19 protein-coding genes are annotated in these 21,591 nt (G+C 52.0%); all 19 read right to left on the reverse strand.

Annotated features, from left to right (window positions below):
• Nucleotides 1–121 precede the first annotated feature (121 nt).
• On the reverse strand, nucleotides 122–1,042 hold the full coding sequence (locus K3G39_RS01460; RefSeq protein ID WP_220624383.1) for a lytic transglycosylase domain-containing protein: 921 nt from the start codon (nucleotides 1,040–1,042) through the stop codon (nucleotides 122–124).
• 455 nt (nucleotides 1,043–1,497) lie between these two features.
• Nucleotides 1,498–2,448 carry a GNAT family N-acetyltransferase gene (locus K3G39_RS01465; protein WP_220624384.1) on the reverse strand — a complete coding sequence of 317 codons (951 nt, stop codon included), beginning with the start codon at nucleotides 2,446–2,448 and terminating at the stop codon, nucleotides 1,498–1,500.
• Nucleotides 2,449–2,753: 305 nt separating this feature from the next.
• On the reverse strand, nucleotides 2,754–4,208 hold the full coding sequence (locus tag K3G39_RS01470) for an NADH-quinone oxidoreductase subunit N (protein ID WP_220624385.1): 1,455 nt from the start codon (nucleotides 4,206–4,208) through the stop codon (nucleotides 2,754–2,756).
• Nucleotides 4,205–5,809 carry an NADH-quinone oxidoreductase subunit M gene (nuoM, locus tag K3G39_RS01475; protein WP_255593725.1) on the reverse strand — a complete coding sequence of 535 codons (1,605 nt, stop codon included), beginning with the start codon at nucleotides 5,807–5,809 and terminating at the stop codon, nucleotides 4,205–4,207. Before nuoM ends, K3G39_RS01470 begins: the two co-directional genes overlap by 4 nt.
• Nucleotides 5,806–7,692, reverse strand: coding sequence for an NADH-quinone oxidoreductase subunit L (nuoL, locus tag K3G39_RS01480; RefSeq protein WP_220624386.1), 1,887 nt, complete (start codon nucleotides 7,690–7,692; stop codon nucleotides 5,806–5,808). The genes nuoM and nuoL overlap by 4 nt, the downstream gene beginning before the upstream one ends.
• A gap of 5 nt (nucleotides 7,693–7,697) precedes the next feature.
• The gene (gene nuoK, locus K3G39_RS01485) at nucleotides 7,698–8,006 is read right to left on the reverse strand and encodes an NADH-quinone oxidoreductase subunit NuoK (RefSeq protein WP_220624387.1); all 309 of its coding nucleotides are present in this window, start codon (nucleotides 8,004–8,006) and stop codon (nucleotides 7,698–7,700) included.
• Entirely contained in the window at nucleotides 8,003–8,560 is a 558-nt protein-coding gene (gene nuoJ, locus K3G39_RS01490; protein ID WP_220624388.1) for an NADH-quinone oxidoreductase subunit J, read from the reverse strand. The genes nuoK and nuoJ overlap by 4 nt, the downstream gene beginning before the upstream one ends.
• A gap of 3 nt (nucleotides 8,561–8,563) precedes the next feature.
• A complete protein-coding gene (gene nuoI, locus K3G39_RS01495) occupies nucleotides 8,564–9,079 on the reverse strand; it encodes an NADH-quinone oxidoreductase subunit NuoI (RefSeq protein WP_220624389.1) in 516 nt (171 codons plus the stop codon).
• Nucleotides 9,080–9,186: 107 nt separating this feature from the next.
• A complete protein-coding gene (nuoH, locus tag K3G39_RS01500) occupies nucleotides 9,187–10,158 on the reverse strand; it encodes an NADH-quinone oxidoreductase subunit NuoH (RefSeq protein WP_220624390.1) in 972 nt (323 codons plus the stop codon).
• The gene (gene nuoG, locus K3G39_RS01505; RefSeq protein ID WP_220624391.1) at nucleotides 10,128–12,863 is read right to left on the reverse strand and encodes an NADH-quinone oxidoreductase subunit NuoG; all 2,736 of its coding nucleotides are present in this window, start codon (nucleotides 12,861–12,863) and stop codon (nucleotides 10,128–10,130) included. Before nuoG ends, nuoH begins: the two co-directional genes overlap by 31 nt.
• Nucleotides 12,845–14,146 carry an NADH-quinone oxidoreductase subunit NuoF gene (gene nuoF / locus K3G39_RS01510; RefSeq protein WP_220624392.1) on the reverse strand — a complete coding sequence of 434 codons (1,302 nt, stop codon included), beginning with the start codon at nucleotides 14,144–14,146 and terminating at the stop codon, nucleotides 12,845–12,847. Before nuoF ends, nuoG begins: the two co-directional genes overlap by 19 nt.
• 19 nt (nucleotides 14,147–14,165) lie before the next feature.
• Nucleotides 14,166–14,630 (reverse strand): NADH-quinone oxidoreductase subunit NuoE, encoded by a 465-nt coding sequence (gene nuoE, locus K3G39_RS01515; protein ID WP_220624393.1) that lies wholly within the window; start codon nucleotides 14,628–14,630, stop codon nucleotides 14,166–14,168.
• Between the two features lie 18 nt (nucleotides 14,631–14,648).
• A complete protein-coding gene (nuoC, locus tag K3G39_RS01520) occupies nucleotides 14,649–16,397 on the reverse strand; it encodes an NADH-quinone oxidoreductase subunit C/D (RefSeq protein ID WP_220624394.1) in 1,749 nt (582 codons plus the stop codon).
• Between the two features lie 502 nt (nucleotides 16,398–16,899).
• Complete coding sequence (locus tag K3G39_RS01525) at nucleotides 16,900–17,538, reverse strand: NADH-quinone oxidoreductase subunit B (RefSeq protein ID WP_220624395.1); 639 nt, start codon at nucleotides 17,536–17,538, stop codon at nucleotides 16,900–16,902.
• 115 nt (nucleotides 17,539–17,653) lie between these two features.
• Entirely contained in the window at nucleotides 17,654–18,091 is a 438-nt protein-coding gene (locus K3G39_RS01530; protein ID WP_220624396.1) for an NADH-quinone oxidoreductase subunit A, read from the reverse strand.
• Between the two features lie 30 nt (nucleotides 18,092–18,121).
• Complete coding sequence (locus K3G39_RS01535; RefSeq protein WP_220624397.1) at nucleotides 18,122–18,559, reverse strand: CBS domain-containing protein; 438 nt, start codon at nucleotides 18,557–18,559, stop codon at nucleotides 18,122–18,124.
• 534 nt (nucleotides 18,560–19,093) lie between these two features.
• On the reverse strand, nucleotides 19,094–19,954 hold the full coding sequence (locus K3G39_RS01540) for a restriction endonuclease (protein WP_220624398.1): 861 nt from the start codon (nucleotides 19,952–19,954) through the stop codon (nucleotides 19,094–19,096).
• Nucleotides 19,955–20,033: 79 nt separating this feature from the next.
• Nucleotides 20,034–20,885 carry a membrane or secreted protein gene (locus tag K3G39_RS01545; RefSeq protein ID WP_220624399.1) on the reverse strand — a complete coding sequence of 284 codons (852 nt, stop codon included), beginning with the start codon at nucleotides 20,883–20,885 and terminating at the stop codon, nucleotides 20,034–20,036.
• A 71-nt stretch (nucleotides 20,886–20,956) separates the two neighbouring features.
• Nucleotides 20,957–21,478, reverse strand: a complete 522-nt coding sequence (locus K3G39_RS01550) for a DUF2911 domain-containing protein (protein WP_220624400.1) — start codon at nucleotides 21,476–21,478, stop codon at nucleotides 20,957–20,959.
• Nucleotides 21,479–21,591 lie beyond the last annotated feature (113 nt).

Below are 21,591 nucleotides of genomic sequence, written 5' to 3' on the forward strand. Positions count from 1 at the left end.
TAAACGAAGCAATTTTTTTTGAAAAAAGACTGATAGAAGTATAGTTGTTTGCCGTGATTTTTAAATCCTTTGTCTTCTGTCAGATAAATCTTTTATTGCTGAAAGTGTAATTTCCTAAAACTTACATCGGCAGCTGCAGTATGTACTCCCTGCCTTCCGGTACTGTCAGTTTGTAGCTTCTGATCCAGGGGTTGTAAAGGCGCAGTGTCTTGTAATTGATGCCTTGCTCCAAGGCAAAAGCGGGCAGGTCGGTGATGGTGTTGCTTACAATGAGTGGCTTGCTTGGCAGCGGATTGTAACCATGCTCCTCTGCCAGATCAAAACCGTATTTTTGCGGGTTGCCCAGGATTTCTTTTAGCGCTAGAATCCGGAACATGTAACGAGACGTTTCGTCGTTCAGGTATAGGTCGTAGTAATCCGTTACGCCTTGCTGTTTCATGGCGCGCTCTATACCTGCCATACCGCGGTTGTAGGAGGCTGCGGCATTGGTCCAGTTGCCGAATTTGGCTTTGGCGGTTTTGAGGTAGCGGCAGGCTGCCAGCGTGGACTTCTGAATATGGTAGCGCTCGTCAATTTCACCGTTCACCACCATGCCATAGCCTCGTGCTGTGTCGGGCATCAACTGCCAGAAACCGGAGGCTCCGGCCGAAGAGGTCACATGGCTCAGCAAACTTTCGGCGAGGGCCAGGTATACAAAGTCTTCGGGCACATCATTGTCCTTTAGCATTTGCCTGATTTCAGGAACATAGCGCTGCATGCGTTTTAGGGCAAGCAGGGTGCTGGTATGCAGGTATGAGTTGGCCAGCAATTCGCGGTCGAGTCGCTCGGCTACATCAGGCACGTGCAGTGGCACGGGTTCGCCTGCAAAAGTAATGGCGTCGGGCAGGGCAGGGGACGTGAAAATCTGCCTGTTCGTTTCAAAAGCCCGGTCGTTGCGCGCGTTTGGTGTAGCGTTCAGCTTCAGACTGTTCTCGCCGGTGAGTTGTAAAATCAACAGTGGGGCAACCAATACCCATCCATACTTGATAAATTGCTGTTTCATAGCGTGCTCCTTTCTTGTACCTATCCTTATAACCTGAAAACCGAGGGTGAATTGTGTTTCAAGGTAAGGAAAAATGCAATAGCAAGCCAGTTGCCGCGCGAGTTTTTGGACTGACAAATTGACTTATTCGAAAATTGTTAGGCCCTATAATCGCCCTCTCAGTACAGTGAAATGATGATTCAAAGGTGTAGGAGCATTAGATTTAATTTAAACCATGACTTTCAAATATGTAGGTTTTGCAATATTTATGCTTTTCTCCAATCTTAAATATCGTTGACTTAATTAGAGACAAAGCATTCGGGCATGTACATCATATCTATACCTGACTTCAGCCTTGTTTTGAGTTTGATGCAACACAAATAACTCATGACAGTCAGGCGAGTGCTGAGCATTACGAATAAGGGCAAAAGCAGGAGCGTTTCACAGGTATAGGGCAAGTGTATCTGTGGGAAATATTACAGACAGCGGACGTCGAGTGTCAACGGTTCGTCTCGATTCAGTTGTTCCGTGCTCACGATGTAATGGCTGAAAGCATTGAGCGCACTTTTCTGAAGGGCATGGTATACTGCATCACTGGGCTGACAGCAAATCTGCATGTAATTAATACCCTGTTTATACAATTGCAGCGACACCTCAGGCAAGGTATGGATATTGTCTGGTGTCAGGTTATAGATCGTCGTCGTCTTCAGCATAGACCCGACCAGAGGCACATACTTGTTCGTCCGGACAAAGCGGTTTCCGAGCCAGAGGCCACCGCTTAGCACCGGGTTCACCGACTTCACCTTGAGCTGGTATACCTGATGCGTGTGCCACAAGCCAAGCCCGCTGTCCATCACCTCATGGTAGTCGCTCAGTTTGTCGCTTTTCGAGAGAAGAGAAACCCCAAAAGTTGGCTCTCCGATAGCAGTATTTTCGACCCGGATGGTGCGGGCTGTCGGAAAGGTCAGGTATAGAAATTCGTACAGGAAAGTGTTGCGGTAAGATTTGGAGAGCAGGTTGAGCATGGTCAGGTTGCCCGCCCGTAGTGTGGTGAACTGGCGCGTCAATTCCTTAGGTTCAAAAAAACGTTTCCGCACACAGGTCGCCAGCTCACGCCCGATGCCCCTGTTCCGGACAGTCGGATCGACCAGCACATCAAAACCGAAGCCTGTCGCTTGCTTTTCACCATTGAGGAGCATGGGAACCTGCGCGGCAGTAACTCCTGCCAGTACCTTTCCATCCGGGTCAATTGCCGAGAAGGCGGTATAGTCTTCGAAAAGGGCCGCCCGGCTCAGAAAACCGGAACGCACCGTTTCCAGCTTCACCATAAAACCCTGTGGAGACAACCGCTCGATTTCCAAGAGGGCCTGCTCATGCTCAGGACGATAGGGCACTATTTTGAAACCCTTTTTTTTCTTGGCCATCATGGCGTGTAGTTGCTGCCTTTTTATCGCTTCGTGTGCCTGTGCGGGTAGGGCAAGTGGGAAATATGACTCATTAGCGGTCTTTAATGTACGAATTATTTTGTGAATAAGTGAATATTAAATTTAATTATATTAAGTATAATTAAACATTGTTATGAGTACTAAATCACGGAGAAAGCTGGCTGGACGGTGATGGTATAGTTGCATATCAATTTCTGACAGTGATTGGCAACTACTTCGGCCTAAATAGTCTAAATGCAAAAAGCCCTTCGGGTTAGAAGGGCTTAAGCTCATGAAGTGGAGAAAACTTAGGGAGTAGCTGTTGCCAGCATACTTTGAATTATCTGTAAAAGTCCCGACGGGTATATACCAATATAAACCAGCAGCAACGCCAGCACAGCGAGTGTACCCACGCTGGCCACATAGATGGAAGGCCGTAACCTGCCACGCGGGTCAGCTTCAGCCTCCCCCTCTGGTTGCTGGAACATGACGGCCACAATACGGATGTAGTAGAACAGACCGATCACACTGTTCAGCGCCAGCATCACTACCAGTAGCCAAAGCTGTGTATTGATACCCGCTGCCAGTAGGTAGAATTTACCAACAAAGCCCGCTGTAAGTGGTATGCCTGCCAGCGAAAGCAGCATGGCCGTGAATACCGCCGCCGTCCATGGTCGCCGCCAGAGCAGGGCACGGTAATCTTCCAGCTGCTCTGCATCGCGATCCATATCCGAGAGCATGGCCACGACCCCAAAAGCCCCGACTGTTGTGATAAAATAAGCCACCAGGTAAAAAGTCACTGCCTGCACGCCCATTTGGTTGCCAGCCAGAAACGCCACCAACAGATAGCCCAGGTGGGCAATAGAGGAGTAGGCGAGTATGCGTTTGACGTTGCGCTGCAGCAGGGCCAGCAGGTTACCGGCCAGCATAGAGGCAATGGCTACAATGGTAAATATCAGCACAAGCGTCGGGTAGCGGAAACCGTCGACTTCCATAAAAAAGCGAATCAGCACGCCCAGCACAGCGCCCTTGGAAACCGTGGCTATAAAAGCTGTGACGGGGGCTGGGGCTCCTTCATAAACATCGGGTGCCCACATATGGAAGGGCACGACGCTCAGCTTAAAACCTATACCTACAATCATCAACCCGAAGCCGGTCAGGAGCAAATGAGGCAATTCTGTAAAATTGGCAATGGCAGTCGCTATACCTGCAAACTCCATCGTTCCCGTACTGGCGTAAACCAAGGCCATTCCGAAAAGCAAAAAAGCCGAAGAAAAGGCAGCTAGAATGAGGTATTTTATACCTGCCTCGTCGGACCGCTCCCGCTTGCGCAGATAAGCGATAAGCGCGTAAAGCGCGACACTCAGAATTTCCAGGCCCAGGAAAAGAGAAGCGAAATGCTTACTGATGACGAGCACGCAGGCCCCGATGGTTGCAAGCAGCAGCAGGATGTAAAACTCTTCTTTACGCTCTTCCCGTTGCTCAAAATAAGCATATGAGAGCATGCTGATGAGCAGCGCCGTGAGCAGCATCATGCCGATGTAAAATACGCCAAAACCGTCTACCACCAGCAGCGGCTCGATGGTATAACGCCCTACATTTCGCAGCTCATACAACGAGGCGAAAGCTGCCATGAAAGAGAGTGCTGTAATCACGTACATGATTTTGTGGTTGCGCCCCACGGCAATGACCAGCATGGACACCAGCACCGCAAAGGTGAGGATGAGCAACGGCATGAGGTGTTGAAAATCAGTCAGTGTCATGGTGTCTTAATTTGAAGATTTGGAAATGGCTTAACGTCCTCCGGTTTAGCTGGGCTTGCCTCGGTTTTGGACTCTAGTACATGCGCCATATTTTCTGGTTTTAGAGGGAGTTCTTCCCGCTCAGAAACAGGTTTGGTATAAGCCTGCAGTTGCTCCTGTATGCTCGGCCGGGCAGTTTCGAGGAATGGTTGCGGGTATAGTCCGAGCCAGAGAATCATGGCAACCATAGGTATAGTAATCAGCATTTCGCGCGCGTTCAGGTCGGGAAAGGATACCTCCAGTTGATAGCTTTCAAAGAAGATTTTCTGCATGATGCGCAGTGAATAAATGGTAGCCATCACCAGGCCAATGGTTGCGAAAACTGTCAGCCAGTTGTTTGCCTGCCAGGAGCCGACCAGGGTCAGGAATTCAGCGATGAAATTGCCAAGTCCGGGGAGGCCGAGCGAGGCCATGACAAAGACAAGTGCAATGACGCCCATTTTTGGGGCCGTGGTCCAGAAGCCGCCCATCTGCCGGAGGTCTCGGGTGTGGAGGCGCTCGTAGAGGAAGCCCGCTATAATGAAAAGCGCACCAGTGCTTAGACCGTGCGTAATCATCTGCATGACCACGCCCTGTAGCGCCCACTCGTTGAAGGCGAACACACCCAGTATCACAAAGCCCATGTGGCTCACGCTGGTATAGGCAACTAATCTTTTAAGGTCCGTTTGTGAGAAGGCCAGTATCGCGCCGTAGATAATGCCAATTACCCCGAGCAACATGGCCCAAGGCGCAAACTCAACGGTGGCAGTCGGGAAGAGCGGCAACACGAAACGCAGTAAACCATACGCCCCGGTTTTGAGTAATAATCCCGCCAGAATCACGCTACCTGCGGTTGGAGCTTCGGAGTGCGCGTCAGGTAGCCACGAGTGGAAAGGCACCACGGGCAACTTGACCAAGAAGGCGGCTAAGAAACCGAACATGAGCAACCGTGCCGCTTCCGGAGCTAACGTGGTGTTCAGCAACTCAAAATAGCTGAAGGTATAGACACCCGTTTGACTGCCGTGGATGAAGTATAACCCGAGAATGGCTAGCAACATCAGCAAGCCCGAAGCCTGTGTGAAGAGGAAGAATTTGTAGGCGGCGTAGCGTCGATTTTCGTGGCCCCAGATGCCAATGATGAAATACATCGGGATAAGCATGACTTCCCAGAAAAAGTAGAACAGGAAGAGGTCCATGGTGAGGAACACGCCCGTTATACCGGCTAGCACCCACAGCAAATTGAAGTGGAAGAAGGCCACCTTATTCTGAATCTCCCGCCACGAAATAAGCACAGCCAGCAAACCCAGAAAAAAGGTGAGCAGCAGCATGAGCAGACTCAAACCGTCGAGCGCCAGACTAAAGCTGATGCCCCACTGCGGAATCCAAGGCTGGTCAAACTGAATCAGCCAAGCCGAACCCAGAACAGGTATAGGATTGCTCAGCCACAGGTATAGCATCATCCCGAAAACGGCCAGTACCGCGGCCAGTGCTATCCAGCGCGGGAGCGTGCGGTTTACTTTTCCGGAAATCCAAGCCAGCACGCCGCCGGCCATGAGTATTGCAATTAGCCAGACCAGTATCATAGCAGTAGACTTATGGTTAGAATCATAATCGCGCCGACTACCACGCCCGCCACATAGTTGCGCATCACACCGGTTTGGGTTCGGGCAAACAATTGGTGCAGCCCCTGGGTAGCATTGGCAATGAAGGTGTAGATGGAATCGATAAAGTCGCTCTTATTCACCTTCGACAGGTAGACGTAAGGCCGCACAAAGAGCGTGTCGTAGAGCTGGTCGAAGCCCCAGCCCGAGTGCCAGAAACGGTGGATGGCCATGGTCGTTTCGGAGCGGTGGATGCTGTCGATAAGCTCCGGCTTTTTATAGTAAAAGAGGTAGGCGATGAAAATACCTCCCAGCGATATCACTGCGGCGAGCAATTGCAGCATCCACTCATACTGATTGAAATCCGGTACCATTGTGACGGCAGGCAGGATTGGCGCCAGGAAGTCGGAGAAGAGCACAACGTGCCCGAAGTTGTGTGGCAGCTCGATGAAACCACCGGCAAAGGACAGCACGGCCAGAATAACCAGTGGAACCGTTATCGCTAAAGTTGGTTTGTGTCCGACGTGGGTTTTTTCTTCTCCATAAAAGGTGAGGAAGACCATCCGGAAGGTATAGATGGAGGTGATAAATGCGCCCAGCAGACCGGCTAGGTATAGCCAGATATTACCGTTCTCACCGGCCAGCTGCAGCCACAGAATCTGGTCTTTGCTGTAGAAGCCTGCTGACACCAGCGGGAAGGCAGCGAGCGAGGCAGCGCCAATCAGGAAGGTATAGAATACGACCGGAAGTTTCTTGCTCAGGCCACCCATTTTGCGCATGTCCTGTTCGTGGTGCAGCGCCAGAATGATGGCTCCGGCACAGAGGAAAAGCAGCGCCTTGAAGAAGCCGTGTATCATGAAGTGAAATACACCCGATGACCAAGCGCCCACACCCAAAGCCAGAAACATGTAGCCTACCTGACTGATGGTGGAGTAGGCGAGCACGCGTTTGATATCATACTGCGTGAGCGCCGCAAAGCCGGCTATCAGCAAGGTTACAGCGCCAATCACGGCCACCGCCATCATGGCCGCAGGAGCCAGTTCGAACACCACGTGCATGCGGGCAATCAGGTATACGCCGGCTGTCACCATGGTTGCGGCGTGTATGAGCGCACTCACCGGTGTCGGGCCCGCCATCGCGTCGGGTAGCCACGTCTGCAGCGGCAACTGACCCGACTTGCCGACCGCACCGCCCAGCAAAAGCAGCGCAATAATCAGTGCTGTTTCGTTTCCGATGCTCCATACCTGAGCCGCTTCCGTGGAGATGCTCTGGATGTGCAAGGTGCCGAAATGCTGGAAGAGCATGAACAAACCAATCGCCATGGCCGTGTCGCCGACGCGGGTGATGATGAAGGCTTTGCGGGCGGCATAGCCGTTGGCGGGCTCCTTGTACCAGAAACCGATAAGCAGGTAGGAGCAGAGCCCCACGCCTTCCCAACCCAGGTATAGCAAGAGTAAATTATCGGCCATCACGAGCATCAGCATGGAGCCTACGAAGAGGTTCATGCAGGCGAAGAAGCGGGCGTAATCCTTGTCTTCGGCCATGTACTCGGTGGAGTAGATGTGAATCAGAAAGCCTACGAAGGTGATGACGAAAATGAAGACCATCGAAAGCGCATCGAGATGGAAAGCGATGGAGGGACTGAAGCCCGCCACATCAAACCACTGCCATACTTCCTGCCTGATAAAAGCCGGTCGAGAGCTGAGATATTGTATACCCAGCACCAGCGTAACAGCTGCCGAAATACCGACACTCCCGACCCCGATAGCTGAAACCAGCGCACGCGAAACGCGGTTGCCGAAGAGCACCAGCAACAGAGCGCCGGCAAAGGGCAGGGCGGGGATTAACCAGAGTAATTCTCCCATCGTTTTTATCCTTTCATAAAGTTAGCCGCGTCGCTGTTGAGCGTCTTCAGCTGGTGATGAATCTGCAGTATCAGGGCCAGACCAACCGACACTTCGGCGGCGGCCATCGTGAGGATGAAGATGAACATAATCTGTCCGTCCGGCTGCGCCCAGTGATTACCCGCCACGATAAAGGCCAGCCCGGCAGCATTCAGCATTATCTCCACCGAAATGAGCATGAAAATGATATTGCGGCGAATCATCACACTGATAAGCCCGAGCATGAACAGCACGCCCGCCAGCAACAAACCGGTTTCCATTGGTATAGTGGTCATATAGCAGCGCTCCTTTCTTTTTGCGGTTCCTTTTCCTGCAAGAAGCGGTGAATGACTTTCTTCTTCTGGCGGCCCAAGTGGTACGCGCCCACTATACCTGCCATCAACAGAATACCGGATAGCTGCACGCCCAGCACATAAGGTCCATACAAGGCCAAGCCGACAGCGCGGGCATCGACGTAGCTGGCGGCGGCAGGAGCGGCGGGCATTTCGGCGATGACCAAAAGGTATACCAGCTCAGCCAGCAAGGCAAAAGAGAGCAGGGCAGGCCCTAGCCAGAGTTTGGGTTGCAGCCAAGCCTTTTCCTGTTCCACATCTTCGCGGGTGAGGCTGAGCATCATGATGACAAAAATGATAAGCACCACGATGGCCCCGGCATAGACGATGACTTCAAGGGCGGCCATAAAGGGGGCTCCCAAGGTCAGGAACACCACCGCGACGGCTAGAAAAGACACCACGAGGTAAAGCAGGGCATGAATCATGTTAAAGCGCGTGATGACCATGATGGTTGCCAGCACGGCGACGGCTGCAGCTATATAAAATGTGAGTTCCATAGGTTAGGGGATTAAACTTCTGATGTCAACCGGAGGTGCTTCGTTCTCGGCTTCGCCTTTGCCTTTCCCGCCGATGGCCAAGCCCGCTACCTTGTAGTAGTTGTAGCCGTGGTACTTGCCTTGTCCGTTGATGAGGAGGTCCTTCTTCTCGTAGACGAGGTTCTGTCGGTTATATTCCCCCATCTCAAAATCAGGTATTAATTGGATGGCATAAGTCGGGCAGGCGTCTTCGCAGAAACCGCAGAAGATGCAGCGCGAAAAGTTAATGCGGAAGAACTCGGGATAGCGTCGGCCGGTCGGGTCTTCGGTGGCCTGCAGGGCAATGCAATCCACGGGGCAGGCGGCGGCGCAGAGGTTGCAGGCCACGCAGCGTTCGCCCCCATCCGGGTCGCGCGACAATACTATTCGGCCACGCCAGCGGGTCGGGAGAATGGCCTTTTGCTCCGGATACTGGATGGTTTCCCGCTTGTGAAACACATGCAGAAACGTGAGCCACATACTGCGCAATAAACTAAACATAAGTGCTCCTTTCGTTTATCGTTTATTGTCATTTCGAGCAAAGCAGGAAATCTGGATTATTGGTCTCTTCAGATTTCTCACTTCCGTTCGAAATGACATTTTTATTATTACCTATACCCATCATTCAGCCACAGCAAAACCCCCGCCGTCACCACCAAATTCAACAGCGTTAGCGGCAACAAATATTTCCAGCCATACTCCATCAATTGGTCGTATCTCGGTCTTGGCATGGAGGCTCTTAACAGGATAAAAATGCCAAGGAAGAAAGCAGTTTTCAAAATAAACCATACGATGGGCGGCAGGAAATCCGGGCCGAGCCAGCCGCCGAAAAACAGCACCACCATCATACATGAAATCAGGGTGATGCCCATGTACTCGCCAATGAAGAACATGCCGAATTTCATACCCGAGTACTCCGAGTGGAAACCGGCCACGAGCTCACTTTCGGCTTCCGGCACGTCGAAAGGCAGGCGGTGTGTTTCGGCTATACCTGCAATGAAGAAGATGACGAACCCTATGATTTGCGGCACCACGAACCACAGACCCCGCTGCGCTTCCACAATCTCGCTCAGGCTGAACGAACCTGCCATCAGCACCACGCCCATCAGCGAGAGACCCATGAACACTTCGTAGGAAATCATCTGCGCCGCCCCGCGCATGGCACCGAGTAAGCTATACTTGTTGTTAGAGGCCCAGCCACCCAAAATAATGCTGTAAGCGCCCATCGAGGACATCGCCAGAAAGAACAGCAAACCGATATTCAGGTCGGCCACGACGATGCCCGGCGCAAAGGGAATCACGACGAAGGACATCAGTACCGTGACCACCACAATGACTGGGGCCAGAATGAACACCGGCTTGTCAGCGAAGGGTGGAATCCAGTCCTGTTTGAAAAACAGTTTGATGGAGTCAGCTGCCACGATCAGCAGGCCGAAGGGGCCGGCGCGGTTGGGTCCATAGCGGTCCTGCAATAAAGCCAGACCGCGTCGCTCGACCCAGATCAGCAATGCCGCTACGTTGAGCATGACGAAGAGCACGCCGCCGATAATCAGTAAGTAGTTTGGGGTTGCTGTTTCCATTTGAGTTCTCGGTTAAGTATGGCCCACGCAGGCAATTCGGCATAAGGTATACCCGGCAATCCGGCGGGCATACCTGCAGTGCCGCTGCGGATAATCGGACTTATTTTCACAGGCAGTTGGTATACCTGCCCTTCGATGGTGAAGCTCAGGCTCTGGCCTTCCTGCAGTTTCATCTGGATGGCGTCTTCTTCGTTAAGTAAGACATAAGGCTCCGGCGCCCGCTCCACGATGGGCGGGGAGTGCATGCTGAGCTCTTCAGAACCGAAAATGTGGTGGAGCTGCAGCATGTACAGGTGACCTTCCAGCGGCTGGAATTTCTGCGGTACCGTTTGGGTAAATGGTGCCGTTTTGGATGTATCCGGTTTGATTAAGCGCAGACCCGGGTCTCCGCCTTTCAGGTGGCCGCCTACTTCCTGTTGGTACTTATTGGTGGCCTGTGACGAGTTCCAGCCCGGTGCCCAGAAAAACGGAATGATAGATGAAGGCGGTTGGCCGCGGTAGCCTTCCATGGTATAGGAAAGTGGCGCGTCGGGGTCAACCGGCGGTTTGGGCTCGTTCACGTTGATGTTGGCCAGCATGGCGGTGCGGCCGCTGAAACGGTGCGGTGCCCGTGGTATTTTCTGACCGGCAATGCGGAAGTCAGTACCCGGCGCCACTGCGTCTATCCCTTTGAACTCCGGCATTTCTTTCACCATGGCTTGCAGCACGTCGTCGAAGCCGTGCCAGTGACTGATGCGGTCGTGGTGCAGCAAAGTGCCTAATTCCCCGAGCCAGCGCCAGCTTTCCTGCAGGTCTTCACCAGTTGGGTATACCTGAAAGAAGCGCTGTGCCCGCCCTTCGTTGTTAATCAGCGTGCCATCGGCTTCTGCGAAGGTGCCGGCTGCGAGTAAAATCTGCGCTACTTCGGTGGTAGCGTTGTGCAGGTGGTCGAGCACAATCACGTTCTTGGCGGTCTTCAGAAAATTGGTCACCATACCTTCATTGGCTCTGCGGTAAAGGTCGTTTTCCAATATGATGACGGTATCGGCGTAGCCATTGAGTATCGCTCCGAAAGCTGACTCCAGTCTGTGACCGCCCAGCATCGCGAGGCCCATGCTGTTGCATTCGGGCAGGGTAAGCACAATGCCCGCTTCCTTTTCTTTCGCCACCAGCGCATTGGCAATATTTGCCGTAGCCATTAGTACTCGTTCGCTACCGCAGTGCGTGCCGGAAATCAACAGCGGTTTTTTCGCTGCCATCAGCGTGTCAGCAATTTGCCGTGCCAGCTGAATTTCGTCTTCGTTTAGTCCGGGCACTTCCGGAAAATCGACTTGAATAAAGTTGGCTACCGCAAAACCCAGTCGCGCGATGGCATCCGGTGAGTCGTGGTAGGTATGGGTGGCGATTTCTTCGAATTTGGTGTCGTGGAGGGTGGCGATGAAGAGGGGTCCCATTTCGTCCTGCATTAGCTCCCGTACTGCTGCATCCTGCCAAACCGGTATGTTGGCTTTAGAGATATGTTCGAGCGATGGTTGCTTGCGTACCGATTGCCGCACAGCCAACGCCAGCATGGGAGCAGTGTTGAGTAGGTCTTCACCCAGAATGAATACGGCGTCGGCTTGCTCCACTTCCCACAAGGATGGCGTGCGGGCAGCACCTTCTTTCAATATCTTGAGCGCCAGACAAACTAAATCGTGCTCGTTATCAGATACTCCGTCATGGAAATTGTCATCGCCAACCAAAGTTTTCAGCATGAAATTCGACTCCAGCGAAGCCCGTGGCGAACCAATGCCAATCACACTGCCGGTACGGAATGCCGCTGCGGCTGCCTGTAGGGCGGTATACTTGTCAGTGGCTTCAGGCAGTTGTGCACGCACCAGCGGCTTTCGGATTCGGCCTACGTGGTTCACGTGCTCGTAGCCGAAACGGCCGCGGTCGCAGAGGAAGTAGCCGTTCACTTCGCCGTTGTACCTGTTGGTGATGTTGCGCAAAGTGCCGTAGCGCTCACCTGCCGAAATGTTGCAACCAAGGCTGCAGTGGTGGCACACGGATGGCGCCATGGTAAGGTCCCATTTGCGGGTATAGTGCTGTTTCAGGGTTTTGTCTGTGAACACGCCGGTCGGACAGACTTCCACGAGATTGCCGCTGAACTCGCTCTCCAGAACACCGTCTTCATGACGACCAAAATACAGGTGGTTGTGCGCAGCGAACACATCGAGGTCTTTGCCGCCTGCATAGTCCTTATAGTAGCGCACACAGCGGTAGCACTGTATACAGCGGTTCATTTCGTGGTTGATGAAGGGGCCAAGGTACTGGTTGATATAGGTGCGCTTGTCGAAGCGGTAGGCGCGGTAATTGTGGCCCGTCATCACGGTCATGTCCTGCAGGTGACAGGCACCGCCTTCGTCGCACACAGCGCAGTCGTGCGGGTGGTTCGTCATCAGCCAGCCGATGACGTGCGCCCGGAATTCTTTGGCTTCCATATCTGCGATGGAGATGCGCATGCCGTCGCGCACCTGTTCCATACACGACATAAAGAGCTTGCCCTTGGTGTCGTTATCGTCCTTGTATACCTTCACGGCGCACTGGCGGCAAGCGCCGATAGAGCCCATAGCCGGATGCCAGCAAAAGTAGGGAAGGTCCTTGCCAAGGGTGAGGCAGGCTTCCAACAGATTTTTGCCGGTGGGTACTTCGTAGGATTTGTCGTCTATATAGATGGTTGCCATACTTTCGCTTTGCTCCAGGGACAGTGGTGTTCGTGAATGTGTCGTTCAAAATCTTCTCTGAAGTATTTCAGAGCGCTCTGCAGGGGTTCCATGGCGCCGGGGGCAAGGGCACAAAACGTGTTGCCGGGGCCGAGGTATTTGGTATGAAAGTCTAATGTGAGGAGGTGCTCGGGTTTGCCTTCACCCCGGTCGATAGCCAAGAGTATTTTCTCTACCCAAGGCAAGCCTTCACGGCAAGGGGTACAAAAACCGCAGGATTCCTGCGCAAAGAAATGCTGCAGGTTGTGCACAAAACCCACCGGGCAGGTCTGGTCATCCAGAATTATCATCGTGCCCGTACCCATGCGACTACCGGCTGCCTGAATGGCGGTATAATCCATAGGAAGGTCGAGGTGCTCTTCCACCAGAAAATCCGTGGAAGCACCGCCCGGCAAAAGGCCTTTGAACAAGTACCCATCCTGCATGCCGCCGCCGTGTTCTTCAATGAGCTCGCGGATAGTGGTGCCCATCGGCAGCTCCCAGCAACCGGGGGTTTTCACACGGCCGCTGATGCCGTAGAGTTTCGTGCCGGCATCTCCGGTTTTGCTCAGGCCTTTAAACCACTCCGCTCCGTTGTTGATGATGTGCGGCAGACAGCAAAGCGTCTCCACGTTGTTCACGATAGTAGGTTTGCCAAACAGACCGCTCACTTGCGGAAATGGTGGTTTTGCCCGCGGGTTTGCCCGTTTGCCTTCAAGGGCGTTAAGCAAAGCCGTTTCCTCCCCGCACATATACCTGCCCACGCCGGTGTGCAGGTATATGTCCAGACTAAAGCCCGAGCCCAAAATGTTTTCCCCGAGATAACCCGCTTCGTAGGCTTCGTCGAGCGCTTTGATGATTTCCCTAGCCGCTACTTTGTAGGCCCAGCGCAGGAAGATGTAGGAAATGCTCGCGTCGATGGCGTAGGCCGCGACTATCATCCCTTCTATCAGCTGGTGCGGATTGCCTTCCAGAAGCACGCGGTCCTTGAAGGTGCCGGGCTCCATTTCGTCGGCATTGGCCACGAGGTATTTCGGCTTGGCCGCTTCGGGTCCCATCGGCACGAAGCTCCATTTGAGGCCGGTGTTAAAGCCCGCCCCGCCGCGACCCCGCAGGTCAGATGCTTTGACTAAATCCTGTACATCGGCAGGAGCCATCTCTTTGAGGATTTTGCGCACCGACTGGTAGCCGCCCACTTGCTCGTACTCTTTGAGTGAGAGCGGGGCGCGTCCGGGGACAATGTGTTGGGTCAGGGGCTTCTCCATGGGTATGCCCGCTTGGGTTTTAGGTATACTTTTCCAGAATCTCGTCCAGTTGTTCCACCGTCAAGTCACGGTACAAATCGTTGTCAATCATAAGGGCAGGCGCCCGGTCACAAGTGCCGAGGCAGCAATTGGGTAGCAAAGTAAAGCGGCCGTCTTCGGTGGTCTGGCCGTATTGGATATTGAGTTTTTCGTAAAGACGGTCGCGTATACCTTCATATCCCATCACCCAGCAACTGATGCTGTCGCACAACAGAATCACATGACGCCCCACCGGTCTGCGGAAAATCAGGTTGTAGAAAGTGGCCACGCTGTCGAGCTCCGCCGATGACATCCCTACATAATCTGCCACATCCTTCAGGCTCTCGTCCGACACCCAACCATGGCTTTGCTGCACGATTTTCAGCGCTTCGATACAGGCGTTCTTCGGCGAAGGCACTAAGCTGATTTCGTGGTCGATTTTGTGTTTTTCTTCGGTTGTGAGCATGGGTGTTAAATTTTTGAATTATCTATCAATATCTGCCAATACATAATCCATCGCGCCAAGTATGGAGAGCAAATCCGCTACGGTATAGCCGCGGGTGATATAGGGGAGCATTTGCATGTGGGGGAAAGAGGGAGTGCGGATGCGTACCCGGTAAGGGGAGGTGTTCCCGTCACTGGTTAAGTAGTAGCCGTTGGCTCCTTTGGTCGCTTCGATGCAACTCATCGCTTCACCCGGCGGTATCACTGGTCCCCATGTCACACCCAAAAAGTGCGTAATCAGTGTCTCGATATCGTGCATGGTGTTTTGCTTGACGGGTGGCGTGGTGATAGGGTGCTCGGACTTGTAAGGACCTTCCGGCATGTTCTTCACGCATTGTTCGATGATGCGCAGGCTCTGCCGCATTTCCGCTACCCGTACCACAGCACGATCGTAACAGTCGCCGTTTGTGGCGGTGGGTACTTCGAAATCGAATAACTCGTAGCCGGAGTAGGGGCGCATTTTGCGGAAATCCCACTCGAAGCCGCAGGCGCGCAGGTTTGGTCCGGTCACGCCCCATTCTATCGCTTCTTCTTTGGTGAAAATGCCAATGCCGACGGTGCGGGCTTTGAAGAGGCTGTTCTTCATTACCATCGCATCATACTCTTTCAACCGTTTCGGGAAGTAATCAATAAACCTTTGAACCAGCTGTTCCCAGCCTTTGGGCAGGTCCTGCGCCACGCCGCCGATGCGGAACCAGTTGGGGTGCATGCGGCCGCCGCAAATGCCTTCAATTATGTCGAATATCTTTTCGCGGTCGGTGAACATGTAGAACACCGGCGAGAGTTGGCCCACGTCCTGTGCAAATGTGCCGTACCAAACCAGATGACTGGCAATGCGGAAGAGCTCGCACAACATTACCCGGATATACTTCACCCGTTCCGGCACTTCTATACCTGCCAGTTGCTCCACGGCCTGCAGGTAGGCTAGGTTGTTCATTACACCGCCGAGGTAATCCACGCGGTCGGTGTAGGGGATGTAGGTATGCCAGGACTGACGCTCGCCCATTTTCTCAGCGCCCCGGTGGTGGAAGCCGATGTCAGGTATAGCGTCCACGATGTCTTCGCCGTCGAGCTGCAGAATGATGCGCAGTACGCCGTGTGTGCCCGGGTGTTGCGGACCGATGTTCAGGAACATGAAATCGCTGTCGTCGCTCTGCCGTGCTAATCCCCATTCGTCAGGTTTGAACTGCAAGGCCGATTGCTCCAGGTCTATTTTATCATCATACAGCTGAAAAGGACCCATCTCGGTGGCGCGAGCCGGGTGCTCTTTACGAAGCGGGTGACCCACCCACGTGCGCGGCATCAGGATGCGGGAAAGGTGCGGATGGCCTTCAAAGCGAATGCCGAACATGTCGTATACTTCGCGCTCGTACCAGTTGGCGTTTTGCCAGAGCCCGCTGATGCTCGGTGCTTTCGGGAAGTCTTCCCGGAGTCCTGCTTTCAGTCTGATGAAGGTGTTACGCTCAAAAGAGAAGAGGTGGTAGATGAGCGTGAAGCTGTAAGGTATATGGCCGTTCTCGGGTTTACGGGTGCGTTCGTCAATGGCCGTCAGGTCGAATAGTAGGAGGAAAGGCTGCGGCAGGTCGTGCTTCAGGAATTTCAGCACTTCCGGCACATGGTCCACAGGGAGCCAGAGGGTGAGAATGTCATCCTTGGTGGTCTGAGGCTTGAACGTTTCTTCGCCGTACCGCGACTTGAGTTGCTCCAGTATGCCGCTGTTGTTGTTCATGGGAGGAGGCCGTTAAATTTGATGTATGCTTAACTCATGTACTCTCTTTCTTTTTATGCTAAGTTTATACCTATACCTTGCTAGTGTAGCAACTGCTGTAGCTTGCTAACTTATTTCATAGTTTCGCCTGTGCGGCGGGCACTTACTTTTTGTCTTGATGAAAAATAGAGGGCCCCTACCCCCAGTAAGCAAAAGAGTCAAGACTCCCCAAACTCGCTGACCGCTCAAACACAAAATCGTCAGTTGTGCACCTAATTAAAGCGATTTGTTCTATAGTCTAAGGGGCAAGTTACTCTTGATATACCTGCCAGTGGTATTCGCTATGAAGCCTATACCTGTCAAAAGATAGCGGCCAAAACTACCCCTTTGAGGGGGGCAGGGGGATGTTAATCGTGATCGAGCATCCTGTCAATCTTTAAATCCTGTACATCCAGATTCAGACAAACAAGCCCTGTGCACGATTCTGACAGGTCGCGACCTATCCATACAAGCACTAAAATCCTTAAAGCTCATCCGGTGACTTAAACTCATTCATTTGACTCCAGCGTTCTTTCTTACCTGCTTTCACTTCTATTTTTTCCGGTCTGATTACTCCTTGTTCGCCAATGGTCCAACTCAAGGGGCGGCGTTCTTTTCCTACCCGGTCAGCTAGTAACATCAGGCCTTCCATGAAGGCATCTGGTCGGGGAGGACAGCCGGGGACGTATACATCCACTGGCAGGAATTTGTCCACGCCCTGCACTACGCTGTAAATGTCGTACATGCCGCCTGAGTTGGCGCAGGAACCCATCGAAATCACCCATTTCGGTTCCATCATCTGCTCGTGCAGTCGTTTGATAATCGGGGCCATTTTGATGAAGACCGTACCGGCAATAATCATCACGTCGGCTTCCCTTGGTGTGCCCCGTATAACTTCCGCACCGAAACGGGCCACGTCATACTTGGGCGTCATGCTGGTGGCCATCTCCACAAAACAGCAGGAGAGGCCAAAGTGAAAAGGCCACATGGAATTTTTGCGACCCCAGCCTATCAGGTCCTGCAGCGTGGTAAGCATGATGCTTTGCTGCACAGTCTCTTCGTAAGAGCTGGTGCCCGTCAGGGCATTGGCCGGCGCCTCGGGTTTGCTTAACCACCATTTCATAGTGTAGGGTGTTTTGTTATATCTTTCAGACTTAAGTATTAACTGACAGTCTTATACCTTTGGTCAAACAATCTTTAGTCTTTCAATTGTCTACTATTTTTCGCTGTCTATATTCTCAGTTAAGGTTTGGCTTCTGCAGCAACAATCGTTTGTAAGCGGCCAGTATTTTCTTGCCATCCGGACCGAAGTCCAGGGCACCGTTGCGCCACTCGTATACCAGCACCACCACCAACATCACAATAAAGACAAGCACGCCGAAATAGCCATACCAGCCCAGTTCAGGGAAAGCAATGGCCCAGGCAAAAATAAAGATGGTCTCTACGTCGAAAATCACGAACAGCATAGCTACCATGTAAAACTGGGAGGAGAATCGGATACGGGCACCACCTGCGCTTACAATGCCGCCCTCGTAGGGCTCACCGGTAGCACGGGCATTTCCCCGCTGGCCCAGCACGTATGAAAGGCCCAGTATAAGTAGCACCAGGCTAAGCACAATGGCGCCATACACTGCCAGGGGCCACAGTAAGGTTGTTGTTTCGGCTGTTTCCTGCATGGTTTCTCCTAATCAATGATATCCGGGCTACTACTCGTGGTGCCCGGTTATATAGTGCTCAAGGTCTTCAATAATGCATTTTTGCTCGTCAATCATGCACTTCACGATGTCACCGATAGACACCAAACCTACGAGTTGTTGATTCTCCATAACAGGCAGATGGCGGATGTACTTTTCAGTCATCAGGGCCATGCATTGGTCTATGGTCGTGTCGGGTGTCACCACCACCGGATGCGCACTCATAATTTCACGCACCAGTGTATCGCGCGACGCCTTGCCTTTCAGGATAACCTTACGGGCGTAGTCACGCTCGGTGAAAATACCTGAAAACTTGCCTTGATCCATCACAATGAGCGCGCCTACGTTCTGTGCCACCATGGTTTCGAGCGCACTGTAAACAGTGCTTTCTGGTGAAATAGAGATGACTCTGTTCCCCTTTTTTTGGAGTATGTGCCTGACAGTTCCCATAAAACCTCCTGTAATCTTGTAATATATGCTTGAATGTTAGGGTGTTATACGAGTGCTTTTCAAAACAGGGCGAAGAATTATTTAAATATTACTTAAAAATATTATAAATAAGTTCGTTTATTCAAAACAGGTCATTCCCTTGAACTGATGTTATGACTCAAAGCAGTTAATTTCTTCGTCCGAATGTACTGGTATTAAGGTAAGATCGAATTGCATATAAGTCAAAACCATGTAGATGAGCTTGCGTTAGGGGAAGGGATGGCAAAATTGTGTTTTCTCCTGATTCCAGCAAACCTTATACCTAATCAGCCAACCATAGAACCGTTCATCAAGCACTTTAAAGACATCAGTTACAAAGATGTAAGTAAAGTAGGGGGAAAGAATGCCTCGCTCGGGGAAATGTACAATCAACTTAATCTGGATGCTTTTTTCAGGGGACTGAAAAATATGCTGGGGCGGAAAAGAGAAAGGGTTGACAGGCAGTGCTATACCTGTGGGATAGGCTCTAGCAAGTGCCGCTATATATTGCGATAATTACCTCTTGTACATGTTGTTGCAAAGAGCCTCTACTTCCTTCAACACGCGTTTGGAGCGGTCATTACGCAGGCCAATCTGTTGCAAGAATTCTTCTTGGTGGAGCAACTCACTACACATCACAATTTTCAAGTCGAGCAATCGCTGCTTTTCTGCGTTGGTAAGGGTAGTCAGGCAGGTGAGCGGGTAGAGACGAAAAGAATCAACTATGTCTTTGAGCCCCCCTTTGTGCGGGTAATCCCAACCGATCAGTTTCATTTGCATACAGGAAGCAAAGCGTATAGCATCTTCGGTAAAGCGGGTGTTGGTCATCACCCACACTTCGTGGAAGCGTATTTCGAACTCATTTTCTGATGGCCATATCTTCTCCACGTCTTTGAATCGGGAAAGTATGTACATCGGGATTTTTACGTCCGACTTGTTGCGGTGCAGGTTGTGGTATTTGCACTCGATCATAACGCGCTTGCCATTCTTTACTGCTAGCACGTCTATTTCGTGGCGCACGCAATGGCCGTCTACAAAGACACCAATTTCTGTCATGTAACCCTGTGCCCGCAGTAATTCGGCCACAAACTTTTCGAAAGGATAGCCGGAAGGCCCCAGTTGCATGATGCCTTGCTTCAAGCTATAGCGGGCAGCGGCCGTATTGGAGAGCCGCTTCAGGATGCCAAAAGCTTTCCGGTATATCTTTTTGGTAGAAATGCCCTGGGTGAGTTCGGGACCTAACTGGCGGATTACCTCGTCGGCCAGTTGTTCGTCTGCCCCGGATTTGAGGAGGGAGAGCCGGAGTTTGCCTACAGAGAAAAGTACTTTCTCGCCTGAAGCTTTTGTCACGACCAAATGGTCCAGTGTGTCCTTCATAGTGGGGTGCAAATTTACGGAATCAATTTCAGGAAAGGCTGGCAGATATCCAACTTATACCTGCCATACCTGCCCGGAATTAATCTTTCGAGATGCGGGACCAGATCTCGTTTACCTGGGTGCCGGTGCTGCTTTGGCCGGAGTGGTGCCAGTTACCGTCTTTCACTTCGAAATTAAAGCTGAGCGACATACCCACCCGGCTATTGTCTCGTGAAAAGAATTCGATATTCTCGGTATACCTGCCATTTTCAGCGGAATAGGCTCCTCCGCCTGTACCAGAAAACTGGCCTGTCTCGGAGTTAAAAGCGATCCACTGAAACCGGGTGCCAGAAAGTACTTTCAGTGTCTTGCGCGCACCGGGGCGCATGGTGTTCATCTGACCGTCGCGCTCGCGCCCGGTAATGCGCCAGGTACCTGCCAGCGGAGACTTGCTATTGCTTTCGTTTATGCGGTTCCAGGTATCGGTTACCCCATCTTTGCCCATTATCCATTGATCTTTTTCCAGTTTGTAGTCAGCTGATCTTGTCGTACCGACCTGCGTTGAGTCCAGGGTGTTGAATTCGTATTTGATTTCAAACTTGCCGTTAGACGCGGTATAGGTGCCACCATTTGTGTCCAGGAACAGTTTGTTTTGCTGGTTGAAACGAGCTATTGTAAAGAAGCCATCCTGCAAGAGCATCACCACTTCATTGCCATGTCCATCTGTTGTTCGCCAGGCGCCTTCCAGTTCGGATGCTTGCTGCGTATTATTGGCGGACTGATTTGAAGCGGTAACAGTTGCTGTGGCGCTGGTCTCATTGGGAACAGCGCTCATGCCAGACGAAACAGTTAGGTCACCTGATGAAGTAGAGGATGCGTCAGTGCCGGCGCAGCTCATCAGCATTAAAAAGGAGAGTCCGACAGCAAAAGTGTTTTTCAGTAGTTTTATCATGGATGCATTGCTTTAGAGGTATGACAAAAAAAGCCGCGCTATACCAGGTATAGGCGGCTTTCGGAATAAGGTTATTTTATCTTTACAGGCAGCTCCAGGTTTTCCCAGCGCATCAGGATGCCATTACGGGCCACATGATAGCTAAGTCGCTCGTGCATTTTACCGGCACTGCGCGGCTTCACATTTACCCGGAGGGCGTCTTGCCGCTCGTCGTACTCGGTGCCCCATTGTCCGGTGGCTTTGTTGAAAATCACGGTCCAGTTGCTTTCGCCAGGTATAGTATAGAGGCTGTACTTTCCTTTGGCCAGGTGACGTCCTTCGATCTGCACATCCTGGCTGAATTCGACGGTTGTTGCCTCATTGGCTCCGGCGCGCCAGACTTTGCCGTAAGGTACCAGTTCACCCCATATGTTACGGTTTTTAACTGCCGGGCTACTGTATTCAATGATTACCTGGGTTTCGCCAATTTTACCGGAGGCAGTCGCCGGCGGGCTCGGGCGACTATTTCTGTTGCCGTTTTGCGCAATCGTGAGCAAGGGCGCCAGTATCAGGATGAAGAGCAGTAGGTGACGTAAATAAAATGAAGTTTTCATAAAGCAATGAAGATTTACCTGAATAGTTAGGCTAAGATAGTCAAAAGTATAGACTGGTTTGCAAAAAAATAGTTTAATGCTGGCGTTGGGTTTATGGGACTAGAGCCAATCGT

The organism is Pontibacter sp. HSC-14F20, from assembly GCF_019599265.1.
Classification (GTDB): domain Bacteria; phylum Bacteroidota; class Bacteroidia; order Cytophagales; family Hymenobacteraceae; genus Pontibacter.